This is a genomic window from Oricola sp. (assembly GCF_965230365.1).
Lineage (GTDB): Bacteria > Pseudomonadota > Alphaproteobacteria > Rhizobiales > Rhizobiaceae > Oricola.
In genome coordinates, this window is the sequence record NZ_OZ246003.1 from 682,103 (window position 1) to 699,154 (window position 17,052).

The 17,052-nt window shown below is 62.9% G+C and carries 18 protein-coding genes and 1 tRNA gene; 14 read left to right on the forward strand and 5 right to left on the reverse strand.

Features of this window, described 5'->3' with window-relative positions:
* Positions 1-12 precede the first annotated feature (12 nt).
* Both ACO06R_RS03240 and ACO06R_RS03245 read left to right on the forward strand, forming a co-directional pair.
* Positions 13-1,332 carry an aspartate aminotransferase family protein gene (locus tag ACO06R_RS03240; RefSeq protein WP_421859185.1) on the forward strand — a complete coding sequence of 440 codons (1,320 nt, stop codon included), beginning with the start codon at positions 13-15 and terminating at the stop codon, positions 1,330-1,332.
* Positions 1,332-2,090, forward strand: coding sequence for a 3-keto-5-aminohexanoate cleavage protein (locus ACO06R_RS03245; protein ID WP_421855981.1), 759 nt, complete (start codon positions 1,332-1,334; stop codon positions 2,088-2,090). The genes ACO06R_RS03240 and ACO06R_RS03245 overlap by 1 nt, the downstream gene beginning before the upstream one ends.
* A 338-nt stretch (positions 2,091-2,428) precedes the next feature.
* Here the strand turns inward: ACO06R_RS03245 and ACO06R_RS03250 are convergent.
* Positions 2,429-2,503 (reverse strand) — tRNA-Gly (locus ACO06R_RS03250).
* Positions 2,504-2,668: 165 nt separating this feature from the next.
* Here ACO06R_RS03250 and ACO06R_RS03255 point away from each other — a divergent pair.
* The 5 genes from ACO06R_RS03255 to ACO06R_RS03275 all read left to right on the forward strand — a co-directional run bounded on the left by ACO06R_RS03255 (position 2,669) and on the right by ACO06R_RS03275 (position 5,832).
* Positions 2,669-3,190 carry a prolyl-tRNA synthetase associated domain-containing protein gene (locus ACO06R_RS03255; RefSeq protein ID WP_421855983.1) on the forward strand — a complete coding sequence of 174 codons (522 nt, stop codon included), beginning with the start codon at positions 2,669-2,671 and terminating at the stop codon, positions 3,188-3,190.
* 55 nt (positions 3,191-3,245) lie between these two features.
* Positions 3,246-4,232: a thioredoxin gene (gene trxA, locus ACO06R_RS03260; RefSeq protein ID WP_421855985.1), complete on the forward strand. Its 987-nt coding sequence runs from the start codon at positions 3,246-3,248 to the stop codon at positions 4,230-4,232.
* An 83-nt stretch (positions 4,233-4,315) separates the two neighbouring features.
* Positions 4,316-4,987 (forward strand): LON peptidase substrate-binding domain-containing protein, encoded by a 672-nt coding sequence (locus ACO06R_RS03265; RefSeq protein ID WP_421855987.1) that lies wholly within the window; start codon positions 4,316-4,318, stop codon positions 4,985-4,987.
* A 30-nt stretch (positions 4,988-5,017) separates the two neighbouring features.
* Positions 5,018-5,242: a Trm112 family protein gene (locus ACO06R_RS03270; RefSeq protein ID WP_421855989.1), complete on the forward strand. Its 225-nt coding sequence runs from the start codon at positions 5,018-5,020 to the stop codon at positions 5,240-5,242.
* Complete coding sequence (locus tag ACO06R_RS03275) at positions 5,239-5,832, forward strand: TetR/AcrR family transcriptional regulator (RefSeq protein WP_421855991.1); 594 nt, start codon at positions 5,239-5,241, stop codon at positions 5,830-5,832. The genes ACO06R_RS03270 and ACO06R_RS03275 overlap by 4 nt, the downstream gene beginning before the upstream one ends.
* Positions 5,833-5,860: 28 nt before the next feature.
* On the opposite strand, the gene ACO06R_RS03280 is transcribed toward ACO06R_RS03275, so the two are convergent.
* Complete coding sequence (locus tag ACO06R_RS03280) at positions 5,861-7,132, reverse strand: ubiquinone biosynthesis hydroxylase (protein WP_421855993.1); 1,272 nt, start codon at positions 7,130-7,132, stop codon at positions 5,861-5,863.
* 105 nt (positions 7,133-7,237) lie between these two features.
* Between ACO06R_RS03280 and tesB the strand changes: the two genes are divergently transcribed.
* The 6 genes from tesB (at position 7,238) to ACO06R_RS03310 (ending at position 14,546) form a co-directional block, all read left to right on the forward strand.
* Positions 7,238-8,113, forward strand: coding sequence for an acyl-CoA thioesterase II (gene tesB / locus ACO06R_RS03285; protein WP_421855995.1), 876 nt, complete (start codon positions 7,238-7,240; stop codon positions 8,111-8,113).
* Positions 8,114-8,424: 311 nt separating this feature from the next.
* The gene (locus ACO06R_RS03290; RefSeq protein WP_421855997.1) at positions 8,425-8,763 is read left to right on the forward strand and encodes a P-II family nitrogen regulator; all 339 of its coding nucleotides are present in this window, start codon (positions 8,425-8,427) and stop codon (positions 8,761-8,763) included.
* 35 nt (positions 8,764-8,798) lie between these two features.
* Positions 8,799-10,124: an ammonium transporter gene (locus ACO06R_RS03295; RefSeq protein ID WP_421855999.1), complete on the forward strand. Its 1,326-nt coding sequence runs from the start codon at positions 8,799-8,801 to the stop codon at positions 10,122-10,124.
* 244 nt (positions 10,125-10,368) lie between these two features.
* Positions 10,369-12,894: a DNA translocase FtsK gene (locus tag ACO06R_RS03300; protein ID WP_421856001.1), complete on the forward strand. Its 2,526-nt coding sequence runs from the start codon at positions 10,369-10,371 to the stop codon at positions 12,892-12,894.
* 89 nt (positions 12,895-12,983) lie between these two features.
* Positions 12,984-13,637 carry an outer membrane lipoprotein carrier protein LolA gene (locus tag ACO06R_RS03305; RefSeq protein ID WP_421856003.1) on the forward strand — a complete coding sequence of 218 codons (654 nt, stop codon included), beginning with the start codon at positions 12,984-12,986 and terminating at the stop codon, positions 13,635-13,637.
* Between the two features lie 105 nt (positions 13,638-13,742).
* Positions 13,743-14,546 carry an exodeoxyribonuclease III gene (locus ACO06R_RS03310; RefSeq protein ID WP_421856005.1) on the forward strand — a complete coding sequence of 268 codons (804 nt, stop codon included), beginning with the start codon at positions 13,743-13,745 and terminating at the stop codon, positions 14,544-14,546.
* 12 nt (positions 14,547-14,558) lie between these two features.
* On the opposite strand, the gene ACO06R_RS03315 is transcribed toward ACO06R_RS03310, so the two are convergent.
* Together ACO06R_RS03315 and ACO06R_RS03320 are read right to left on the reverse strand one after the other, a co-directional pair.
* On the reverse strand, positions 14,559-15,017 hold the full coding sequence (locus tag ACO06R_RS03315; protein WP_421856007.1) for a cyclic nucleotide-binding domain-containing protein: 459 nt from the start codon (positions 15,015-15,017) through the stop codon (positions 14,559-14,561).
* Positions 15,018-15,207: 190 nt separating this feature from the next.
* Positions 15,208-15,891, reverse strand: coding sequence for a response regulator transcription factor (locus ACO06R_RS03320; RefSeq protein ID WP_421856009.1), 684 nt, complete (start codon positions 15,889-15,891; stop codon positions 15,208-15,210).
* Positions 15,892-16,069: 178 nt separating this feature from the next.
* Here ACO06R_RS03320 and ACO06R_RS03325 point away from each other — a divergent pair, with 178 nt between their 5' ends.
* On the forward strand, positions 16,070-16,579 hold the full coding sequence (locus tag ACO06R_RS03325) for a L,D-transpeptidase family protein (protein ID WP_421856011.1): 510 nt from the start codon (positions 16,070-16,072) through the stop codon (positions 16,577-16,579).
* On the opposite strand, the gene ACO06R_RS03330 is transcribed toward ACO06R_RS03325, so the two are convergent.
* Positions 16,576-16,983, reverse strand: a complete 408-nt coding sequence (locus tag ACO06R_RS03330; RefSeq protein WP_421856013.1) for a DUF1761 domain-containing protein — start codon at positions 16,981-16,983, stop codon at positions 16,576-16,578. The two genes, ACO06R_RS03325 and ACO06R_RS03330, sit on opposite strands and share 4 nt — an antisense overlap.
* Positions 16,984-17,052 lie beyond the last annotated feature (69 nt).

The window sequence follows — 17,052 nt, forward strand, 5'->3', positions numbered from 1 at the left end:
TGAAAAGTGCCCATGAGTCATGTCTTTCCACGCCATACGAAAGCAGCGCTGCCGACCGTCTCGGGCGGTACAGGCGTTTATCTGTATGATACTGATGGCAAAGAGTATTTCGATGGTTCAGGCGGCGCAGCGGTGTCTTGTCTCGGCCACGGAGATCCGGACATCACCGCGGCCATAACGCGCCAGATAGAAAGTGCCGCCTATGCACACACAAGCTTCCTGACGTCGCAACCGGCGGAGATGCTTGCCGAGAAATTGGCAGCGCACGCGCCGGGAAAAATCGATCGCGTCTACTTCGTCTCTGGCGGCTCGGAGGCCGTCGAAGCGGCCTTGAAGCTTGCGCGGCAATACTACTGGGAGAAGGGCGAAACAGGTCGGAAGCAATTCATCGCCCGCCGTCAGAGTTATCATGGCAACACGCTCGCCGCGCTGGCGACCGGCGGCAATGAATGGCGGCGTGCGCCGTTTGCGCCGCTGATGATCGAGACCAGTCACATCGCGCCGTGCTATGAGTATCGTGGCCGCAGAGACGATGAGAGCGCGATAGAATACGGGCTGCGGGTCGCCAATGAGCTTGAAGCCGAGATTCTGCGTCTTGGGCCCGAAAACGTTATCGGATTCGTTGCCGAACCTGTCGTAGGGGCCACAGCGGGTGCGGTTCCACCCGTCGAAGGATACTTCAAACGGGTGCGTCAGATATGCGACCAATACGGAATTCTGCTGATTCTTGATGAGGTGATGTGCGGCATGGGCCGGACCGGCACCCTGTTCGCCTGTGAGCAGGAGGGGATAGAACCAGACATCATCACGATCGCCAAAGGTCTGGGCGCCGGGTACCAGCCGATTGGCGCCATGCTGTGTTCCGCTGAGATCTATGACACGATCGCCGGCGGGTCGGGCTTCTTTCAACACGGCCATACCTATATCGGCCACCCGACTGCATGCGCGGCCGGATTGGCGGTCGTCGAAAAGCTCACCGGATCCGGCCTGGTCGCCCGCAGCGCACGGATGGGCGAACGCTTGCAGGATGCACTTGCAGATGCGTTCGGCCAGCATCCGCATGTTGGTGACATCCGTGGGCGCGGTCTGTTTCGAGCTCTGGAAATCGTTGAAGACCGCGAGACCAAAGCGCCGTTCGATCCGAAGCGTGCCATTCACAGCCGGATCAAGAAGGCGGCGGTGGAAGCGGGGCTTTTCTGCTACCCCATGGGGGGAACCATCGATGGCGTCAACGGCGATCATGTGCTTCTCGCACCACCCTTCATAATCGAAGACGCGCATATCGATGAAATCACGTCGAAGCTGAAGACGGCGTTGGACCGGGCGCTCTAGTGGCAATCCTTCAGCCGCTGCCGACGATCATGGTCGCGCCGAACGGCGCGCGCCTGACCAAGGCCGACCATCCCGCCCTGCCAATAACCATTGCAGAGATTGTTGCGACCGCCCGTCGGTGTCATGCCGCAGGAGCCGACGGTCTGCATGCCCATGTGCGCGACATTGACGGAAAGCATGTGCTCGACGCGGGCCTTTACCGCGAACTTGGCGGCGAGATGCGTCGCGCGGTGCCGGAGATGGCCGTGCAGATCACGACCGAAGCCGTTGGCCTTTATTCCCCCGGCGAGCAGATGGCTGTGGTGCGCGCTGTCCAGCCAAACATGGTTTCGATCGCGGTGCGCGAGATCGCCGTTTGCGACGCCGCAGCATTGGGTGCGTTCTTTGCGGAACTGGAAGAGCGCGGCACAGCGGTCCAGCACATCATCTACACACCGGATGACATCGCACTGTTGCGTGCCATGCTGCCGGGTGTGACGACACCGCAGTTGCTGTTTGTGCTGGGGCGCTACACAGAAGGCCAGGTTTCACAGCCAGACGATCTCGATCCATTTCTTGCCGCACTTGCTGCCACCGGATGGCAAGCGGATTGGGCGGTCTGTGCATTCGGCAGGCGCGAAACCGAGTGTCTTGCCCACGGGTCGAAGCATGGTGGCAAAGTGCGCGTCGGATTCGAAAACAACTGTCAGAACGCCGACGGATCGACTGCCGCTGACAACGCTGAACGGGTTCGCGAAATCGCGCAACTGTTGCGTTGAGGCTCGCCGCTGGTGTGGCATGCTGCCGGCCCGCTCTCATTTTGTCAGGCGGCGTTTCCACCTTTTACACCTCACCGCTCTTCGCGGAACTCGGCGGGGTGTTCGGCGAAAAAGGAAGGGGTCTTTAAAACTCCTGCGCGCGACCCGCTGCGACCGTCAGCAATACTCCGGACTGCGATTCCGACCCTGTTGGGACCGTGATTTCACGCCGCGCCGAATTCGCAAACTCATAATCCGCGCGTAACCGCGACCCTTTAAGTCGCTTCCGCGCGTTTCGATTTCACCATGCTTGGAAAAGCAAAAGCCCCGGAAACCGGGGCCTTGAATGCCTGGAAAACTGGAGCGGGCGATGGGATTCGAACCCACGACCCCAACCTTGGCAAGGTTGTGCTCTACCCCTGAGCTACACCCGCTCACATGCCTGAAAATCGGCTGCCGCTCTATGCCGCAAGCGCAATACGAATGCAACAGCAAAATTCGCGGCCCCGATTCCCTTTCTCAGTGGCCTGGCTGCGGCTTGCATTTGGGGCGCCGGTTCTCTTAATGCGCACCAAACCCGCACCCAGGAGACGCGATCGATGAGCACGGCGACGCCAAAGACAAAGGAAGAGCTGTTCGCCTTTCTGGCAGGCCTCGGCATCGAGGTTGCGACAAAGGAGCATCCGCCGGTCTATACCGTCGAAGAGGCCAAGGCGTTGCGCGACGAGATGCCGGGCGGCCACACCAAAAACCTGTTCCTGAAGGACAAGAAGGGCCGCTATTTCCTGCTGACGGTCGGCGAGGACACGGTTATCGACCTGAAGACCGTCCACACCATGATCGGGGCGAGCGGGCGCGTGTCTTTCGGCAAGCCCGACAAGTTGATGGAGTATCTCGGTGTCATTCCGGGGGCCGTCACCTGCTTCGGGGTGATCAACGACACCGGCAACGCGGTGGAACTTGTCTTTGACGCCGAATTGATGAAACACGATATCATCAACGCCCATCCGCTGACCAACGATGCGACAACGGCGATCGCGACTGCCGACCTGATCCGTTTCGTCGAGGCGACCGGGCGGCCGGTCAGAACCTTGAATCTCGGCGCCGAAGTCGCGACATAGACGTCAATCGGTTATATGCACCACAACGCACGAACGCCGTGCAGGGGACAACACAATGAGCGCGAATGACAATCCGTTTGCAGCCGGCCAGTCCGGTGGCGGTTACGGCACCCAGACCGTCGATTTCGGCGGCGGCGCGGGACAGCCGCAGGCCGTGCCGGCTGGCGAGTTGATCAAGGACACGACAACAGCCGAATTTGCGCAGGACGTCATCGCCGAATCGCGCAACCAGCCGGTCCTCGTCGATTTCTGGGCGCCGTGGTGCGGACCGTGCAAGCAGCTGACGCCGCGGCTCGAGGCGGCAATCGCCAAGGCTGGCGGCAAGGTCAAGCTCGTCAAGATGAACATCGACGACCATCCGGCCATTCCCGGGCAGATGGGCGTGCAGTCGATTCCAGCCGTGATCGCCTTCCACAACGGCCAGCCGGTCGACGGTTTCATGGGCGCGGTGCCCGACAGCCAGCTCGACGAGTTCATCGGCAAGCTGGCGGGTGCTGCCGGCAACACCGAGGAAGAGGCGATCAATCAGGCGTTGGAGGCTGCACAGGCGGCAAAGGACGCCGGCGACGCCAGCGGTGCTGCACAGATCTATTCCATGGTGCTGGAACGGTTCCCCGAAAATGCGGCGGCCTATGGCGGCCTGGCCGGTCTGATGCTCGATGCCGGGCAGACCGACGAGGCGAAATCCATGCTCGCCAATGCGCCTGAAAGCATCGCCGACGCGCAGGAGCTGACCTCGCTTCAGGCGCGCCTCGAACTGGCGGAAAAAGTCGCTGGCCTGGGCAACCCGGCCGAACTCGAACAGCGCCTGTCAGCGGATGCGAACGACCATGATGCGCGCTTCGATCTCGCACAGATTCGCAACGCGACCGGCGACCGCGATGCGGCGGCCGATCTGCTGCTCGACATCATGAAAGCGGACCGCGAATGGCGCGACGACGGCGCCCGGCTTGAGCTTTTGAAGTTCTTCGAAGCCTGGGGCATGGCCGACGCGGCGACCATCCGGGCGCGGCGCAAGCTGTCCAGCCTGCTGTTCCGGTAATCGCCGCTTGAGTTTGATGTAAAAAGTTCCAGATTACATCATGAGATGACCAGATACTTTATTCGAAACGCGGGCCGATAATCATGCAGGCCGGCAACAAGACCTACCGTTCGGCGTCCGACATACCCGAAAACGTGCCAGTGTTTCCGCTGTCCGGCGCGCTGTTGCTGCCCGGCGGACAGATGCCGCTCAACGTGTTCGAGCCGCGTTATCTGGAGATGGTCGACACCGCGCTGCGCGGCGACCGGCTGATCGGCATGATCCAGCCACGCTTCAGCGGCGACACCGGTGCGACAGATTGCCCCGAACTGTGCGCGGTCGGCTGTCTCGGGCGGCTGGCGTCGTTCGCCGAATCCGGCGACGGTCGCTATCTGATCTCGCTGGAGGGCGTGTGCCGGTTCCGGCTGGTGTCGGAACTGACGGTGCGCACGCCATTCCGCCAATGCCGCATCACCCCGTTCGAGGCCGATCTGGCCGAGGAGGATGCCGGCGTCGATGTCAACCGGGCCGAGTTGCTGCGCGTCTTCAAGGAATATCTCGACGCCAACGAGCTCGAGGCCGATTGGGACAGCGTCAAGCGCGCAAGCAACGACACGCTGGTCAATGCGCTGTCGATGATGTCGCCCTACGGACCCGCCGAAAAGCAGGCCTTGCTGGAAGCACCCGACCTGAAAGCCCGCGCCGAGACGCTGGTCGCGCTCACCGAAATGGCGCTGGCGCGCGACAAGGATGACTTCGGCAAAACGCTCCAGTAGCATTGCGGCACCATTGCGCGGAGCGGCGACATGACGCGGGACAACCCCGACCGGAACACCGATATCGATCCCAAACTGCTCGAACTCCTGGTTTGTCCATTGACCAAGACGCAGCTGCGTTTCGATGCCGAGGCGGGCGAACTGTTGTCGGACGCGGCGAAGCTCGCCTACCCGGTGCGCGGCGGGGTGCCGATCATGCTGCCCGCCGAAGCGCGGTCGCTGGAGGATGCGGAAACCGGATCGCACGAACGGTGAACGGCAGCGAGGCCAAACGCCGCGGCGAGAAGAACCGCGAAGCGCTGATCCAGGCTGCCGCGGAACTGTTCTGGACGTCCGGATACGGCACGTCGAGCCTCGCCGACATCGCCAGGGCGGCCGAGGTGCCGGTCGGCAATGTCTATTACTATTTCAAGACCAAGGCGGATCTGGCGCAGGCCGTCGCCGATTTGTTCGTCACGCAGACCGAGACGCTGGTCGAGGAGGTGCGCGCTGATACGGCCGATCCGCGCAACCGGCTGAAGCAGCTGGTCGCACGGCTGCGCTCGGCGCAACAAAGCCGCGTCAAGCATGGTTGTCCGATATCAGCCATCGTGCGCGATTTCCGCCGCACCATGCCGGAGCCGTCGGCGCGGGCAGCCGAGAGCTTTACCGTGCTCACCGGCTTTCTCGCCGCCGAACTGGGGCGCACCGGCCAGCGGCCGGCCATTGCGCTGGCGCGGGCGCGTGCGGCTGTTGCCGATTGGCAGGGATCGATTGCGTTGGCGCATGCCCTCAACGAACCGCCGATCCTGGCCGAGTGTTTCCAGCGCATGGAGCGCACACTCGGCGTCGCCGGCGCGGCGTAAGCACCTCGCGCCGGTCTTTGCGTTCAGATCAGATCGCCTCGCCGCGCAACAGGCGCGGCGCGGGCCCGGTCAGGCCGGCAGCCTGCGAGATGAAGAAGTTCTTCAGGCCGGGCATGCGGTCGACCATGCCAAGGCCGATGTCGCGGGCTGCCCGCAGCGGGGTGAAGTCGTTGGAGAAGGTGCGGTTCAAAACGTCGCAGGTGATGCCCATCTGCAGCGTGTCGAAGCGCCGCCAGCGTTCGTAGCGCTGCAACACGTCGAGTGCGCCGATATCCTGACCGAGCCTGTCGGCCTCGACGATGGTCTCCGCAATCGCCGCAGCGTCCTTGAAGCCGAGATTGAGGCCCTGGCCGGCGATCGGATGAATGCCGTGCGCGGCGTCTCCCGCCAGCGCGAAACGTGGGCGCACAAAGTCGCGGGCGAGCGTCAGTCCGAGCGGATAGGCCCGCTTCTGGCCCTCGATGCGGAATTCACCGAGCCGCAGGCCGAAACGTTTTTCCAGTTCGATGTCGAATGTGAAGTCGTCGCCGGCCAGCAACTGCTCCGCCCTCTGGCGGTTTTCGGACCAGACAATGGACGACCGGTTGCCCTTCAACGGCAGGATCGCGAACGGGCCGGACGGCAGGAAGTGTTCCTCGGCGCGGCCATTGTGCGGTCGCTCGTGGGCGATCGTCGCAACAATGCCGGACTGGCCGTAGTCCCAGTGGACGGTCTTGATCCCGGCGACGGTGCGCAGCGCCGAGCGTGCGCCGTCGGCGGCAATCAGCAGGCGGGTGCGGATGTTTGTTCCGTCGGACATCGTCGCGTCGACGAAGCCGCCGCCATCGGTCCGCGTGAAGTTTGCGACGCCGGCACCTTGCGAGACCGTTACGCCGATCGCGGCGCATTTCTCGCGCAGCGCCCCATTCAGTGTCGCGTTGGGCATCATGTGGGCAAAGGGTTCACCGTCGCCGACATCGCCGTCGAAGGTCAGGAACACCGGGCGGACCGGATCGCCGGTGCGGCTGTCGGTGACGATCATTTCGCGGATCGGCTCGGCATCGGGCGCAACCGCGTCCCAGCAACCGAGTTTTTCCAGCATCCGGCAGGCGGCGGCGGCGATGGCCGAAGCGCGGGCGTCGTTCTTCCAAACCCCTTCGGGTGCCGGATCGACAACCCGGATCGACAGATGCGGCGCGGCTTCGGCGACCGCTGCGGCAATCGCCAACCCGACATAGCCGGCGCCGGCGACCAGGACGTCGACTGGTTTGTCGGCCTCGGTACCGGCCTTCTTTGCGGTGCGCGCTGGTTTTTTCGTCATGTCATCTCTCCGTGGAGGTGCCGGGTGCCGGCGACCCGCCATGCTTGACTTGCGACGGCGCGGATGTAGCAAGACCGGGTTACTTCAGCAAACGGATCATCGCGCATGTCGGCCGCCGTACAGGAACTGCTCTCCATTCTCGACCTTGAGCCGCTCGAACACAATCTGTTTCGTGGTCGCAGCCCCCAATCGGGCTGGCAACGGGTGTTCGGCGGCCAGGTGATCGGCCAGGCGCTGGTCGCTGCGCAGCGCACTGTCGACCCCGAGCGTCATGTGCATTCGCTGCATTGCTACTTCATGCGGCCGGGCGACCCGAAAGTCCCGATCGTCTACGAAGTCGACCGGATCCGCGACGGCAGCAGCTTCACCACGCGGCGGGTGGTGGCCGTCCAGCACGGCAAGGCGATCTTTTCGCTTTCGGCTTCCTTCCAGTTCGACGAACCGGGGCTTGAGCACGCCTTCGACATGCCGGCCGACGTGCCGCATCCCGACACGCTGCTTGGCGAAAAGGAGTTGATCCGCCATTTCATCGACCAGGTGCCGGACAACGTTCGCCGCTACTGGGAGCGCGAACGGCCAATCGAGATGAAGCCGGTTTCGCTGACCCACTATGTCACGCGCGAGAAACTGCCGCCGCGACAGAACATCTGGATCAGGACGACCGGGCCGGTGCCGGACGACCGGGCACTGCAGGCAGCCGTGCTGGCCTATCTGTCGGACATGACGCTGCTCGACACGTCGCTGTTTGCGCATGGTCGCTCGATATTCGACAACGACTTGCAGGTCGCCAGCCTCGATCATGCCATGTGGTTCCATCGCCCGCACAAGCTGGACGAGTGGTTCCTTTATACCCAGGACAGCCCCAGCACGTCGGGCGCGCGCGGCATGACGCGCGGCCAGATCTTCTCGTCTGACGGCGCGTTGGTGGCCTCCGTCGCCCAGGAAGGGCTGGTGCGGGTGCGCAACAAGGGCCGTCGCTGAGGTTCCTTCCCGCCATCGCAGCGGTGAGTTGCACAAATTCTCGGCATTCGTCCGATTGCACCATTCTCGTGTCTAATCGTTGTGCAAAATCAAAAAATTGCTGATTTCTTAGGCGAGAAGTTTCGGCCAAACTTGCTGCGTCGCAAAATATGACAAGCAGATATTAGCGTTTTCAATGCGTTAGCTACGAAATTCCCAATTGGCACGAGTCTTGTTTGAAGGGTTCGACAGCGTTTCGCGGTTTATGCGGCGTTGCAAACCACCGGAGCCGGCATTGCCGGCGCAGACAAGACGATAGGGAAGTTGAGCTGATGAAAGTTGTCATGGCCATTATCAAGCCCTTCAAACTCGATGAGGTGCGTGAGGCCCTCACGGGGCTTGGCGTCCAGGGCCTGACCGTCACCGAGGTGAAGGGGTACGGGCGTCAGAAGGGGCATACCGAAATCTATCGCGGAGCTGAGTACGCGATCAGCTTCCTGCCGAAGCTGAAAGTCGAGGTCGTGATCGACGACGAGATGGTCGACAAGGTCATCGAAGCGATCACCGGAGCTGCCAAGACCGGCCAGATCGGCGACGGCAAGATCTTCACCTACACGATCGATACCGCAGTGCGGATCCGCACCGGCGAGACCGATTCCGAAGCGTTGTGACGCGGCAACCGCACTATCCCAGGAGTATGAAGGACATGACATTGTCTAAAGGTTTTCAATACGGGGTCGCCGGCTTGGCCGCCGCAACCCTGCTGATCGCCGGGCCGGCCATGGCCCAGGAGGCGGAGGCCGCGCCTGCGGTGAGCGCCGACGTCCAGTATATCTTCAACACGCTGCTGTTCCTGATCGGCGGTTTCCTCGTCATGTGGATGGCCGCGGGCTTCGCGATGCTGGAAGCGGGCTTGGTGCGCTCCAAGAACGTGTCGATGCAGTCGCTGAAGAACATCGCGCTCTATTCCATCGCCGGCATCATGTACTGGGTCGTCGGCTACAACCTGATGTATACCGGCGTTGACGGCGGATACATCGGTTCGTTCGGCACCTACGCCTTCGATCCGGTTGGCGGCGACGCGCTCGACACCGGCTATTCGACGGCTTCCGACTGGTTCTTCCAGATGGTGTTCGTGGCAACGGCCGCATCCATCGTGTCCGGCACGATCGCCGAGCGCACGAAGCTCTGGCCTTTCCTGATCTTCGTCGTCGTGTTGACCGGCTTCATCTACCCGATCGCCGGTTCCTGGCAGTGGGGCGGTGGCTGGCTCTCCGAAATGGGCTTCTCCGACTTCGCCGGTTCGACGCTGGTTCACTCGGTCGGCGGCTGGGCAGCTCTTGCCGGCGCCATACTCGTCGGCGCGCGCGCCGGCAAGTATGAAGGCGGCAAGATCAACCCGATGCCGGGCTCCAGCATCCCGCTGGCAACGCTCGGTACCTTCATCCTGTGGCTCGGCTGGTTCGGCTTCAACGGCGCGTCGCAGCTCGCCATGGGCACGATCAGCGACGTCACCGACGTGTCGCGCATCTTCGCCAACACCAACATCGCAGCCGCATCCGGCGTGGTCGTGACGATCATCCTGCTGCAGGTTCTCTACCGCAAGGTCGACGTGACGATGGTGCTCAACGGCGCGCTGGCCGGCCTTGTGTCGATCACCGCCGAGCCGCTGGCTCCGGCCGTGTGGCAGGCGATCCTGATCGGCGGCGTCGGCGGCGCGATCGTGGTCTTCACCGTTCCGCTGCTCGACCGCTTCAAGGTCGACGACGTGGTCGGCGCGATTCCTGTTCACCTGTTCGCAGGTATCTGGGGCACGCTGATCGTTCCGTTCTCCAACGCGGACACCAGCTATGGCGTGCAGCTCGTTGGCATCATCGCCTACGGCGTGTTCACCCTGGTTGCAGCCTTCATCGTCTGGGGCATCCTGAGGGCGGTAATGGGCATCCGGGCAACGCCGGAAGAAGAGATGATGGGTCTCGACAAGGCGGAAGTCGGCGTCGATGCCTATCCGGAGTTCCAGGGCGGCTCTTGAGCAGAGCCGAAACGGGCGGCCCGGGCATGGACGGGCCGCCCGCCTCATACCAATCCCGTCGTGATGATACTCGTCACGTCAATTGGCCCGGTCCTCGACCGGGCCCTTTTTTTTGCCGCCCTTGAACATTGCCGTCCCGGCTTTTCCGGCCAGCCCATGGTTAATGGCTGTTTAACCAAGCTCCCATAGGGTCGGGCCGGGTTACTCCGTCCGCCGAAAGGCGGCCAATGGACGAGGTTGAGCGATGAGGGCCGACAACGCGATATCAGCCAGGCATGGCCGACGGCGTAGCCGGGCGGTATCCGCCGGGCTGGGCGCTTTCTTCAGGCGGCAGGCAGAGTTCGCTTCCGGCTGCCTGATCTGGCTGGTCGCCGCCTTCGCGCTGTTCTCGCTTGCGACCTGGAATGCCGGCGATCCGAGCTGGAGCTATGCCAACGACGCGCCGGTGCGCAACGCGATGGGATACCCCGGTGCGGTGTTTTCCGATCTGGCGATGCAGTTCCTCGGCGTGGCCGCCCTGCCGGCCCTGCTGCCGCTGGTATTCTGGGGCCATGCGCGGGTGCGCGGGCATCATTGGGATCACGCGTTGCGTCGGCTGGCGATCTGGCCGGTTGCCGCCATTTTAAGCGCGGCTGCCATCGGTTGCCTGCCGGTCAGTGCCGGCTGGGCGCTGCCGACAGGCCTGGGCGGTGTATTCGGCGACATGGTGTTGCGACTGCCCGGTCTGCTGACTGGCGGTTATCCGGCCGGCTGGCTCAAGGCGATTTGTGCGCTTCTGCTATTTCCCGCTGCCATCTATGCGCTTGCGGTCGCCTGCGGATTCCTGTGGCGCGAGGCTGCGGAAGAGGAGGCCGAGGACGAGGACGACGAAGCCGGGATGCGTTTCGTGACGCTCGGCGCGTTGATTCATGCCGGCTACACGCTGCGCGCGACCCTGCGTCGGGCGGTGTTCGGCAGCCGGCGGCGAGCGGTGCGCGAACCGGCCTCTGGGCGCGAGACGATTGAACGCGACGCGCTCGAGGTGGATGGCCGTGTCGAGCCGGATTTCGCCGAGGTCTATGATGACGAGTTCGATCTCAGCGCCGATGATTTCGCAGGTGTCGAGGACGACGCCCCGCCGCCTGCCGAACCTGCGGCTGCCCCCGTATTGGCGCAGGGCATGGCCAACGGCGTGCGTGTGGCCGCGCCTGCGCCGAAACCGAAGCAGAGCGTGCGCGTGCAGCGCGAGGCGCAGGCCTCATTCCTCGCCGATGAAGCGTTCGAACTGCCACCGGTGGCGCTCCTCGCCGAGCCGAAGAGCGCTGGCAAGGATCCCAGCCTGTCGCCGCAGGCACTGGAACAGAATGCCCGCGTGCTGGAAGGCGTGCTGGAGGATTTCGGCGTGCGCGGCGAAATCATCCATGTCCGGCCCGGCCCGGTCGTCACGCTCTACGAGCTGGAGCCTGCGCCCGGCATCAAGTCGTCGCGGGTGATCGGGCTTGCCGAGGACATTGCACGTTCGATGAGCGCGATCGCGGCGCGCGTCGCCGTCGTGCCCGGCCGCAACGCGATCGGCATCGAACTACCCAATCCGCGCCGCGAGATGGTCTATCTGCGCGAACTCATCTCGTCGCAGAGTTATGACAGCTCCAAGGCCAAGCTGGCGCTGACGCTTGGCAAGACGATCAATGGCGAGGCGGTGATCGCCGATCTTGCCAAGATGCCGCACCTGTTGGTCGCCGGCACCACCGGCTCGGGCAAGTCGGTCGCCATCAACACCATGATCCTGTCGATCCTCTACAAGATGACGCCGGAGCAGTGCCGGCTGATCATGATCGACCCGAAAATGCTCGAACTGTCGGTCTATGACGGCATTCCGCATTTGCTGACGCCGGTGGTGACCGATCCGAAAAAGGCGGTCGTGGCGCTGAAATGGACCGTCCGCGAGATGGAGCAGCGCTACAAGAACATGTCGAAACTCGGCGTGCGCAACATCGATGGCTTCAACGCCAAGGTGAAGGAGGCGCTCGCCAAGGGCGAGGTGATCTCGCGCACCGTGCAGACCGGTTTCGACCGCGAGACCGGCGAGGCGATCTACGAGACCGAAGTGCTCGACCTGCAACTGATGCCCTACATCGTCGTCATTATCGACGAGATGGCCGACCTGATGATGGTCGCCGGCAAGGACATCGAAGGCGCGGTGCAGCGTCTGGCGCAGATGGCGCGCGCCGCCGGCATCCACGTGGTCATGGCCACGCAGCGTCCGTCGGTCGACGTGATCACCGGTACGATCAAGGCCAATTTCCCGACCCGGATTTCCTTCCAGGTCACGTCGAAGATCGATTCGCGCACGATCCTGGGCGAGCAGGGCGCCGAACAGCTGCTCGGCATGGGCGACATGCTCTACATGGCCGGCGGCGGACGAATCCAGCGCGTGCACGGGCCGTTCGTCAGCGACAATGAAGTCGAAACCATCGTCAATCACCTGAAGCTGCAGGGCGTTCCGGAATATCTGGAGGCGATCACCGAAGACGACGAGGAGGATGTCGGCGGCGGTGGCGGGGCCGGCGGCGGTTCGGCCGGCGAATCGGAGGACCCCTACGACCAGGCTGTCGCCGTGGTGCTGCGCGACGGCAAGGCCTCGACCAGCTATGTCCAGCGCCGCCTCGGCATCGGCTACAACCGGGCCGCCTCGATCATCGAGCGCATGGAGCAGGAAGGCATCATCGGGCCGGCCAACCATGCCGGAAAACGCGAGATCCTCGTGCCGACCGAAGAAGACAAGATGTAAGCGTTCGCGGTGTGGCGGGCGCCACAGTGCAGTCAAACTCGATGCGTAACCATCGCCGAAAATCGCAACTTCAAGACCGGAGCCTTCACATGCGCGACAGCATGCGCTTCAACCCGCGCCGGGCGACCCGCCGCACCGTCCTCTCAGGCCTAGCCGGCGCATCCCTGGCCTGCGCTCTCTCCTTGCCAGCGGCCGCTGAGGGCGCCGCCGAGCGGATCGCCGACCATTTCGCCTCGGTGAAGACGATGACCGGCGAATTCGTCCAGTTCGGGCCGAAGGGCGAATCGACCGGCGGCAAGTTCTTCATCCAGCGTCCGGGCCGCCTGTTGTTTCTCTATGAGCAGCCGTCGCCGATCCGCGTTGTCGCCGATGGCCGTTCGCTGGTCGTCAACAACAAGAAGCTCGACACCTGGGACGCCTATCCGCTCAACAAGACGCCGTTGAAGCTGCTGTTGGGCGATACGATCGATCTCGGCAGCAACCGCGTACGCAATGTCAAGGAAGACCCGGACCTGACGACGATTGTGATGGGCGACAAGCAGGTGTTCGGCGACAGCGAGATCACCATGATGTTCGATCCGAACACCTTCGAGATCCGCCAGTGGACCATACGCGACGCGCAAGGCAAGGACACCACCGTGATTCTGTCGAACATCCGGACCGGCGTGCGATTCGCCGAGGGGACGTTCAAAATTCCCTATGCGCGCATCCGCGAGAAGAAGACGGGCGGCGACAGCCGCTGACCTCAATCCACCGCTTTTGACCGGCGGCGAAGCGGAAACGCGTTGCCGCCGCTTGTTTTTGCGGGCTGCGGCTGGAAAATGCGCGCATCCTCAGAGAGCCTTTTCATGACCTTTTCGATTACCACCTGGAACATCAATTCGGTGCGGTTGCGGCTGCCGATCGTGATTGCATTCCTGGAAAAATACGCGCCCGATGTGCTGTGCCTGCAGGAAACCAAGTGTCCGAACGACCAGTTTCCAAGCGGCGCATTTCGCAAGCTCGGCTACGAGCATATCGAGGTGCACGGGCAGAAGGGCTATCACGGCGTGGCGACGATTTCGCGGTTTCCGCTGGAGGACGCCAACCGCCGGACATTTTGCGAGATTGACGATACGCGCCATCTCGACGCGATTGTGCGGACACCGGACCGTGCGGTCAGGGTACACAATTTCTATGTGCCCGCCGGCGGCGACGAGCCGAACCCAGACATCAATCCGAAATTCGCCCACAAGCTCGCCTTCCTCGACGAGATGCGCAACATTCCCGCCGATCCGGGATGCGCCGACTCGGCGCTTTTGGTCGGCGATCTCAACATCGCACCGCTGGAAACCGATGTCTGGTCGCACAAGCAACTGCTCAAGGTGGTCAGCCATACGCCGATCGAAACCGAGACGCTGGAAGATCTGCGCCTGGCAGGCGGTTGGGCCGACCTGATGCGCAACCACATTCCGCCGGAGGAGAAAATCTTCACCTGGTGGAGTTACCGGGCGCGTGACTGGGATGTGTCGGATCGCGGCCGCAGGCTTGATCATGTCTGGGGCTCGGCCGATCTGGAGCCGGCATTGCGTGGTATCGAGGTACTGCGCGAGGCGCGCGGCTGGGAGAAGCCGTCCGACCATGTACCCGTGACCGCGACGTTCGAATTCTAGAGCGCGTCCGGGTTAGTTGGCCTTGAACCGGTCTTCCATTTCGCCGATCTGGACCAGCATGCCGTGCAAGCGATCTTTCAGCCTGTCGTGCAACGCAGCCGCCATGTCCGGGTATTCTTCGAGAATCCGCCGGAACAGGCTGCGGTTGATCCGAATCACCTGGCTGTCCCGGGCGGCCACGGCGCTGGTCAGGCGATTCGCCTCGGTGAGCAGCGCCATTTCTCCCAGGATCATGCCGGGGCCGACCTCGCCGAGTTGCTGCCGCCCCCGTTGCGTCTCGCGAAACAGCACAATGCCGCCGGCGGCAACGACATAGCCGCATTCGGCTTTTTGACCTTCCCGGTACAGTTCGCGCCCTTTGGTCAGCGACAGCCGTTCAGCGCCGAAGGCGAGCAGCCGCAATTGTTCCTGCGTCAGGTCTTCGAACAGCGAAACCCTCGAAATGATCCCGATATCGTCTTCGAGCGACAATTCTGATCCCGTAATGTTCCATCCCAGTAAAGGCCGCTGTTACAACAGGGATTCAAGTCTGAATAGTCCTCGCGCTGAAGTTTAGTAAACGCGTTTTTTGCACTGCAGGACCGGAATCGCTGCAGTGCGAGCTACTCTTTTCGCCAGTCGGAGGCGCGGATGCCGGCGCGATGCCGACAATACCGCAGGGTTAAGGGTTTAGCTTGTAGCCGCCGCTTTCGGTGACCAGCAGTGCCGCATTGGACGGATCGCGTTCGATCTTCTGGCGCAACCGGTAGACATGGGTTTCCAGCGTGTGCGTGGTGACGCCGGAATTGTAGCCCCAGACCTCTTCCAGAAGCGTGTCGCGCGTCACCACCTTGCGGTCGGCGCGATACAGATACTTGATAATCGCCGATTCCTTTTCGGTCAGCCGGACCTTCGAGCCATTGCCGTCGATCAGAAGCTTCTGGCTGGGCTTGAAGGTGTAGGGGCCGACCACGAAGGTGGCGTCTTCGCTCTGCTCGTGCTGGCGCAGTTGGGCGCGGATGCGGGCCAGGAGCACGGCGAATTTGAACGGCTTGGTCACATAGTCGTTGGCGCCGGCCTCGAGCCCGAGAATCGTGTCGGAATCGGTGTCGTGGCCGGTCAGCATGATTACGGGAGCCTTGAATCCGCTCTTGCGCAGGATCTTGACCGCCTCGCGGCCGTCCATGTCCGGCAGGCCGACATCGATGATCAAAAGGTCGATCACGCCGCCGCGCGCTGCCTGGATGCCCTTGGTGGCCGTATCTTCCTGCAGGACCGAGAACTCCTCGTAGAGCGATAGCTGCTCAACGAGCATTTCGCGCAGATCGTCGTCGTCATCGACCAGAAGTATCGTCCGTGCACTCATGTGTTTTCTCGCTTTGGTAGTTCGCCCGTTTGTGCGTCAGCCTATTCACAAATCTCCTGTCATGGAAATATGAACGGCGAAAGCACTTCACGGAACATTGCACCAACTCGTGAGTGATTGACGAAAAACGTGAACGAAAAAGGGCGGAGCGATTAATTCCATCATATCGACGATCGAGGTGCGCAGGGCACCGGGAAATCCCCGCCAGGGGCGGCTTTGCGCCGGCGGGCGGGTTTTGTGCTGCGCCTTGGGGCGGGGCGGAATATCGGCCTTCAAGCGCGAGGGGGACGGCGCGACGCCGATTGCGCGGTTGCGCGCCACCGGATGCTACTTTCGCGCCGACCGGCGCGGGCGGCCGCAATTCTTTGGCGCGTCGAAGGCGATTCGCGGCGACGATGGCTGGTGCGATGCGCCGGCCGATGCGAACTACAACGAGCCGGTGCGGCTGCCTTTTGCGGCCAGTCACGAGCGCATGATGCGCGACGACCGGCTCTACGATGTCTGTATCGTACTCGACTGGAACCGCCCGCCGCGCGGCCGGGCGCGCCATCGGGGCTCGGCGATCTTCCTGCATGTCGCCAAGCCCGGCCTCGAGCCGACCGAGGGCTGCATCGCCCTCAGCCCACCGGACCTCGACTGGCTGCTGCCGCGACTTCGGCCGCAGACCGTGCTGCGGGTTGTCGGTTAGACCCCGAACGCACCGATGATGCCGCCCATCAGGATGGCGACGATCAGCCAGTGGCCGGAATCGATCAGTGTCAGGTTCCAGCCAAAGCCCTGATAGCGGTGGTTCACCGTCATGGCGGTGGCGATGAAGCCGAGCCAGACGAAAGCGCCGGAGATAACGCCGTTGCGCACGGTGACTTCGCCGTCGCCCAGATGGCCGATCACGCCGGCCAGTACCCAGGCCATGACGAGTTCGCAGACGAAGTTGATGGCAAACAGCGTCGGCGACATCCTGGTGTCGGCCGGATCGATGCGTGCCGCCTTCATCCAGGGCTTGCCGAGCGCGCCGTAATAGATGGCGCCTGCGGCGAACGCCGCGACTGCGGCCACAAGAACCGCCAGATAGTTGATGCCGCCGAACTCCATGCCTGTCCCTCCCGGTTCGAATATGCCGGCGATGAAACACAAGCTGGCGAACAAATTCAAGCGAAGCGC

Excerpts from the sequence above, each read along its gene's own strand:
- ACO06R_RS03305 (WP_421856003.1), top strand. The coding sequence starts at position 12,984 with ATGCGCGACAGCATGCGCTTCAACCCGCGCCGGGCGACCCGCCGCACC.
- trxA (WP_421855985.1), top strand. The coding sequence starts at position 3,246 with ATGAGCGCGAATGACAATCCGTTTGCAGCCGGCCAGTCCGGTGGCGGT.
- ACO06R_RS03320 (WP_421856009.1), bottom strand. The coding sequence starts at position 15,891 with ATGAGTGCACGGACGATACTTCTGGTCGATGACGACGACGATCTGCGC.
- ACO06R_RS03255 (WP_421855983.1), top strand. The coding sequence starts at position 2,669 with ATGAGCACGGCGACGCCAAAGACAAAGGAAGAGCTGTTCGCCTTTCTG.
- ACO06R_RS03240 (WP_421859185.1), top strand. The coding sequence starts at position 13 with ATGAGTCATGTCTTTCCACGCCATACGAAAGCAGCGCTGCCGACCGTC.
- ACO06R_RS03270 (WP_421855989.1), top strand. The coding sequence starts at position 5,018 with ATGACGCGGGACAACCCCGACCGGAACACCGATATCGATCCCAAACTG.
- ACO06R_RS03290 (WP_421855997.1), top strand. The coding sequence starts at position 8,425 with ATGAAAGTTGTCATGGCCATTATCAAGCCCTTCAAACTCGATGAGGTG.
- tesB (WP_421855995.1), top strand. The coding sequence starts at position 7,238 with ATGTCGGCCGCCGTACAGGAACTGCTCTCCATTCTCGACCTTGAGCCG.
- ACO06R_RS03310 (WP_421856005.1), top strand. The coding sequence starts at position 13,743 with ATGACCTTTTCGATTACCACCTGGAACATCAATTCGGTGCGGTTGCGG.
- ACO06R_RS03295 (WP_421855999.1), top strand. The coding sequence starts at position 8,799 with ATGACATTGTCTAAAGGTTTTCAATACGGGGTCGCCGGCTTGGCCGCC.
- ACO06R_RS03280 (WP_421855993.1), bottom strand. The coding sequence starts at position 7,132 with ATGACGAAAAAACCAGCGCGCACCGCAAAGAAGGCCGGTACCGAGGCC.
- ACO06R_RS03300 (WP_421856001.1), top strand. The coding sequence starts at position 10,369 with ATGAGGGCCGACAACGCGATATCAGCCAGGCATGGCCGACGGCGTAGC.
- ACO06R_RS03330 (WP_421856013.1), bottom strand. The coding sequence starts at position 16,983 with ATGGAGTTCGGCGGCATCAACTATCTGGCGGTTCTTGTGGCCGCAGTC.
- ACO06R_RS03265 (WP_421855987.1), top strand. The coding sequence starts at position 4,316 with ATGCAGGCCGGCAACAAGACCTACCGTTCGGCGTCCGACATACCCGAA.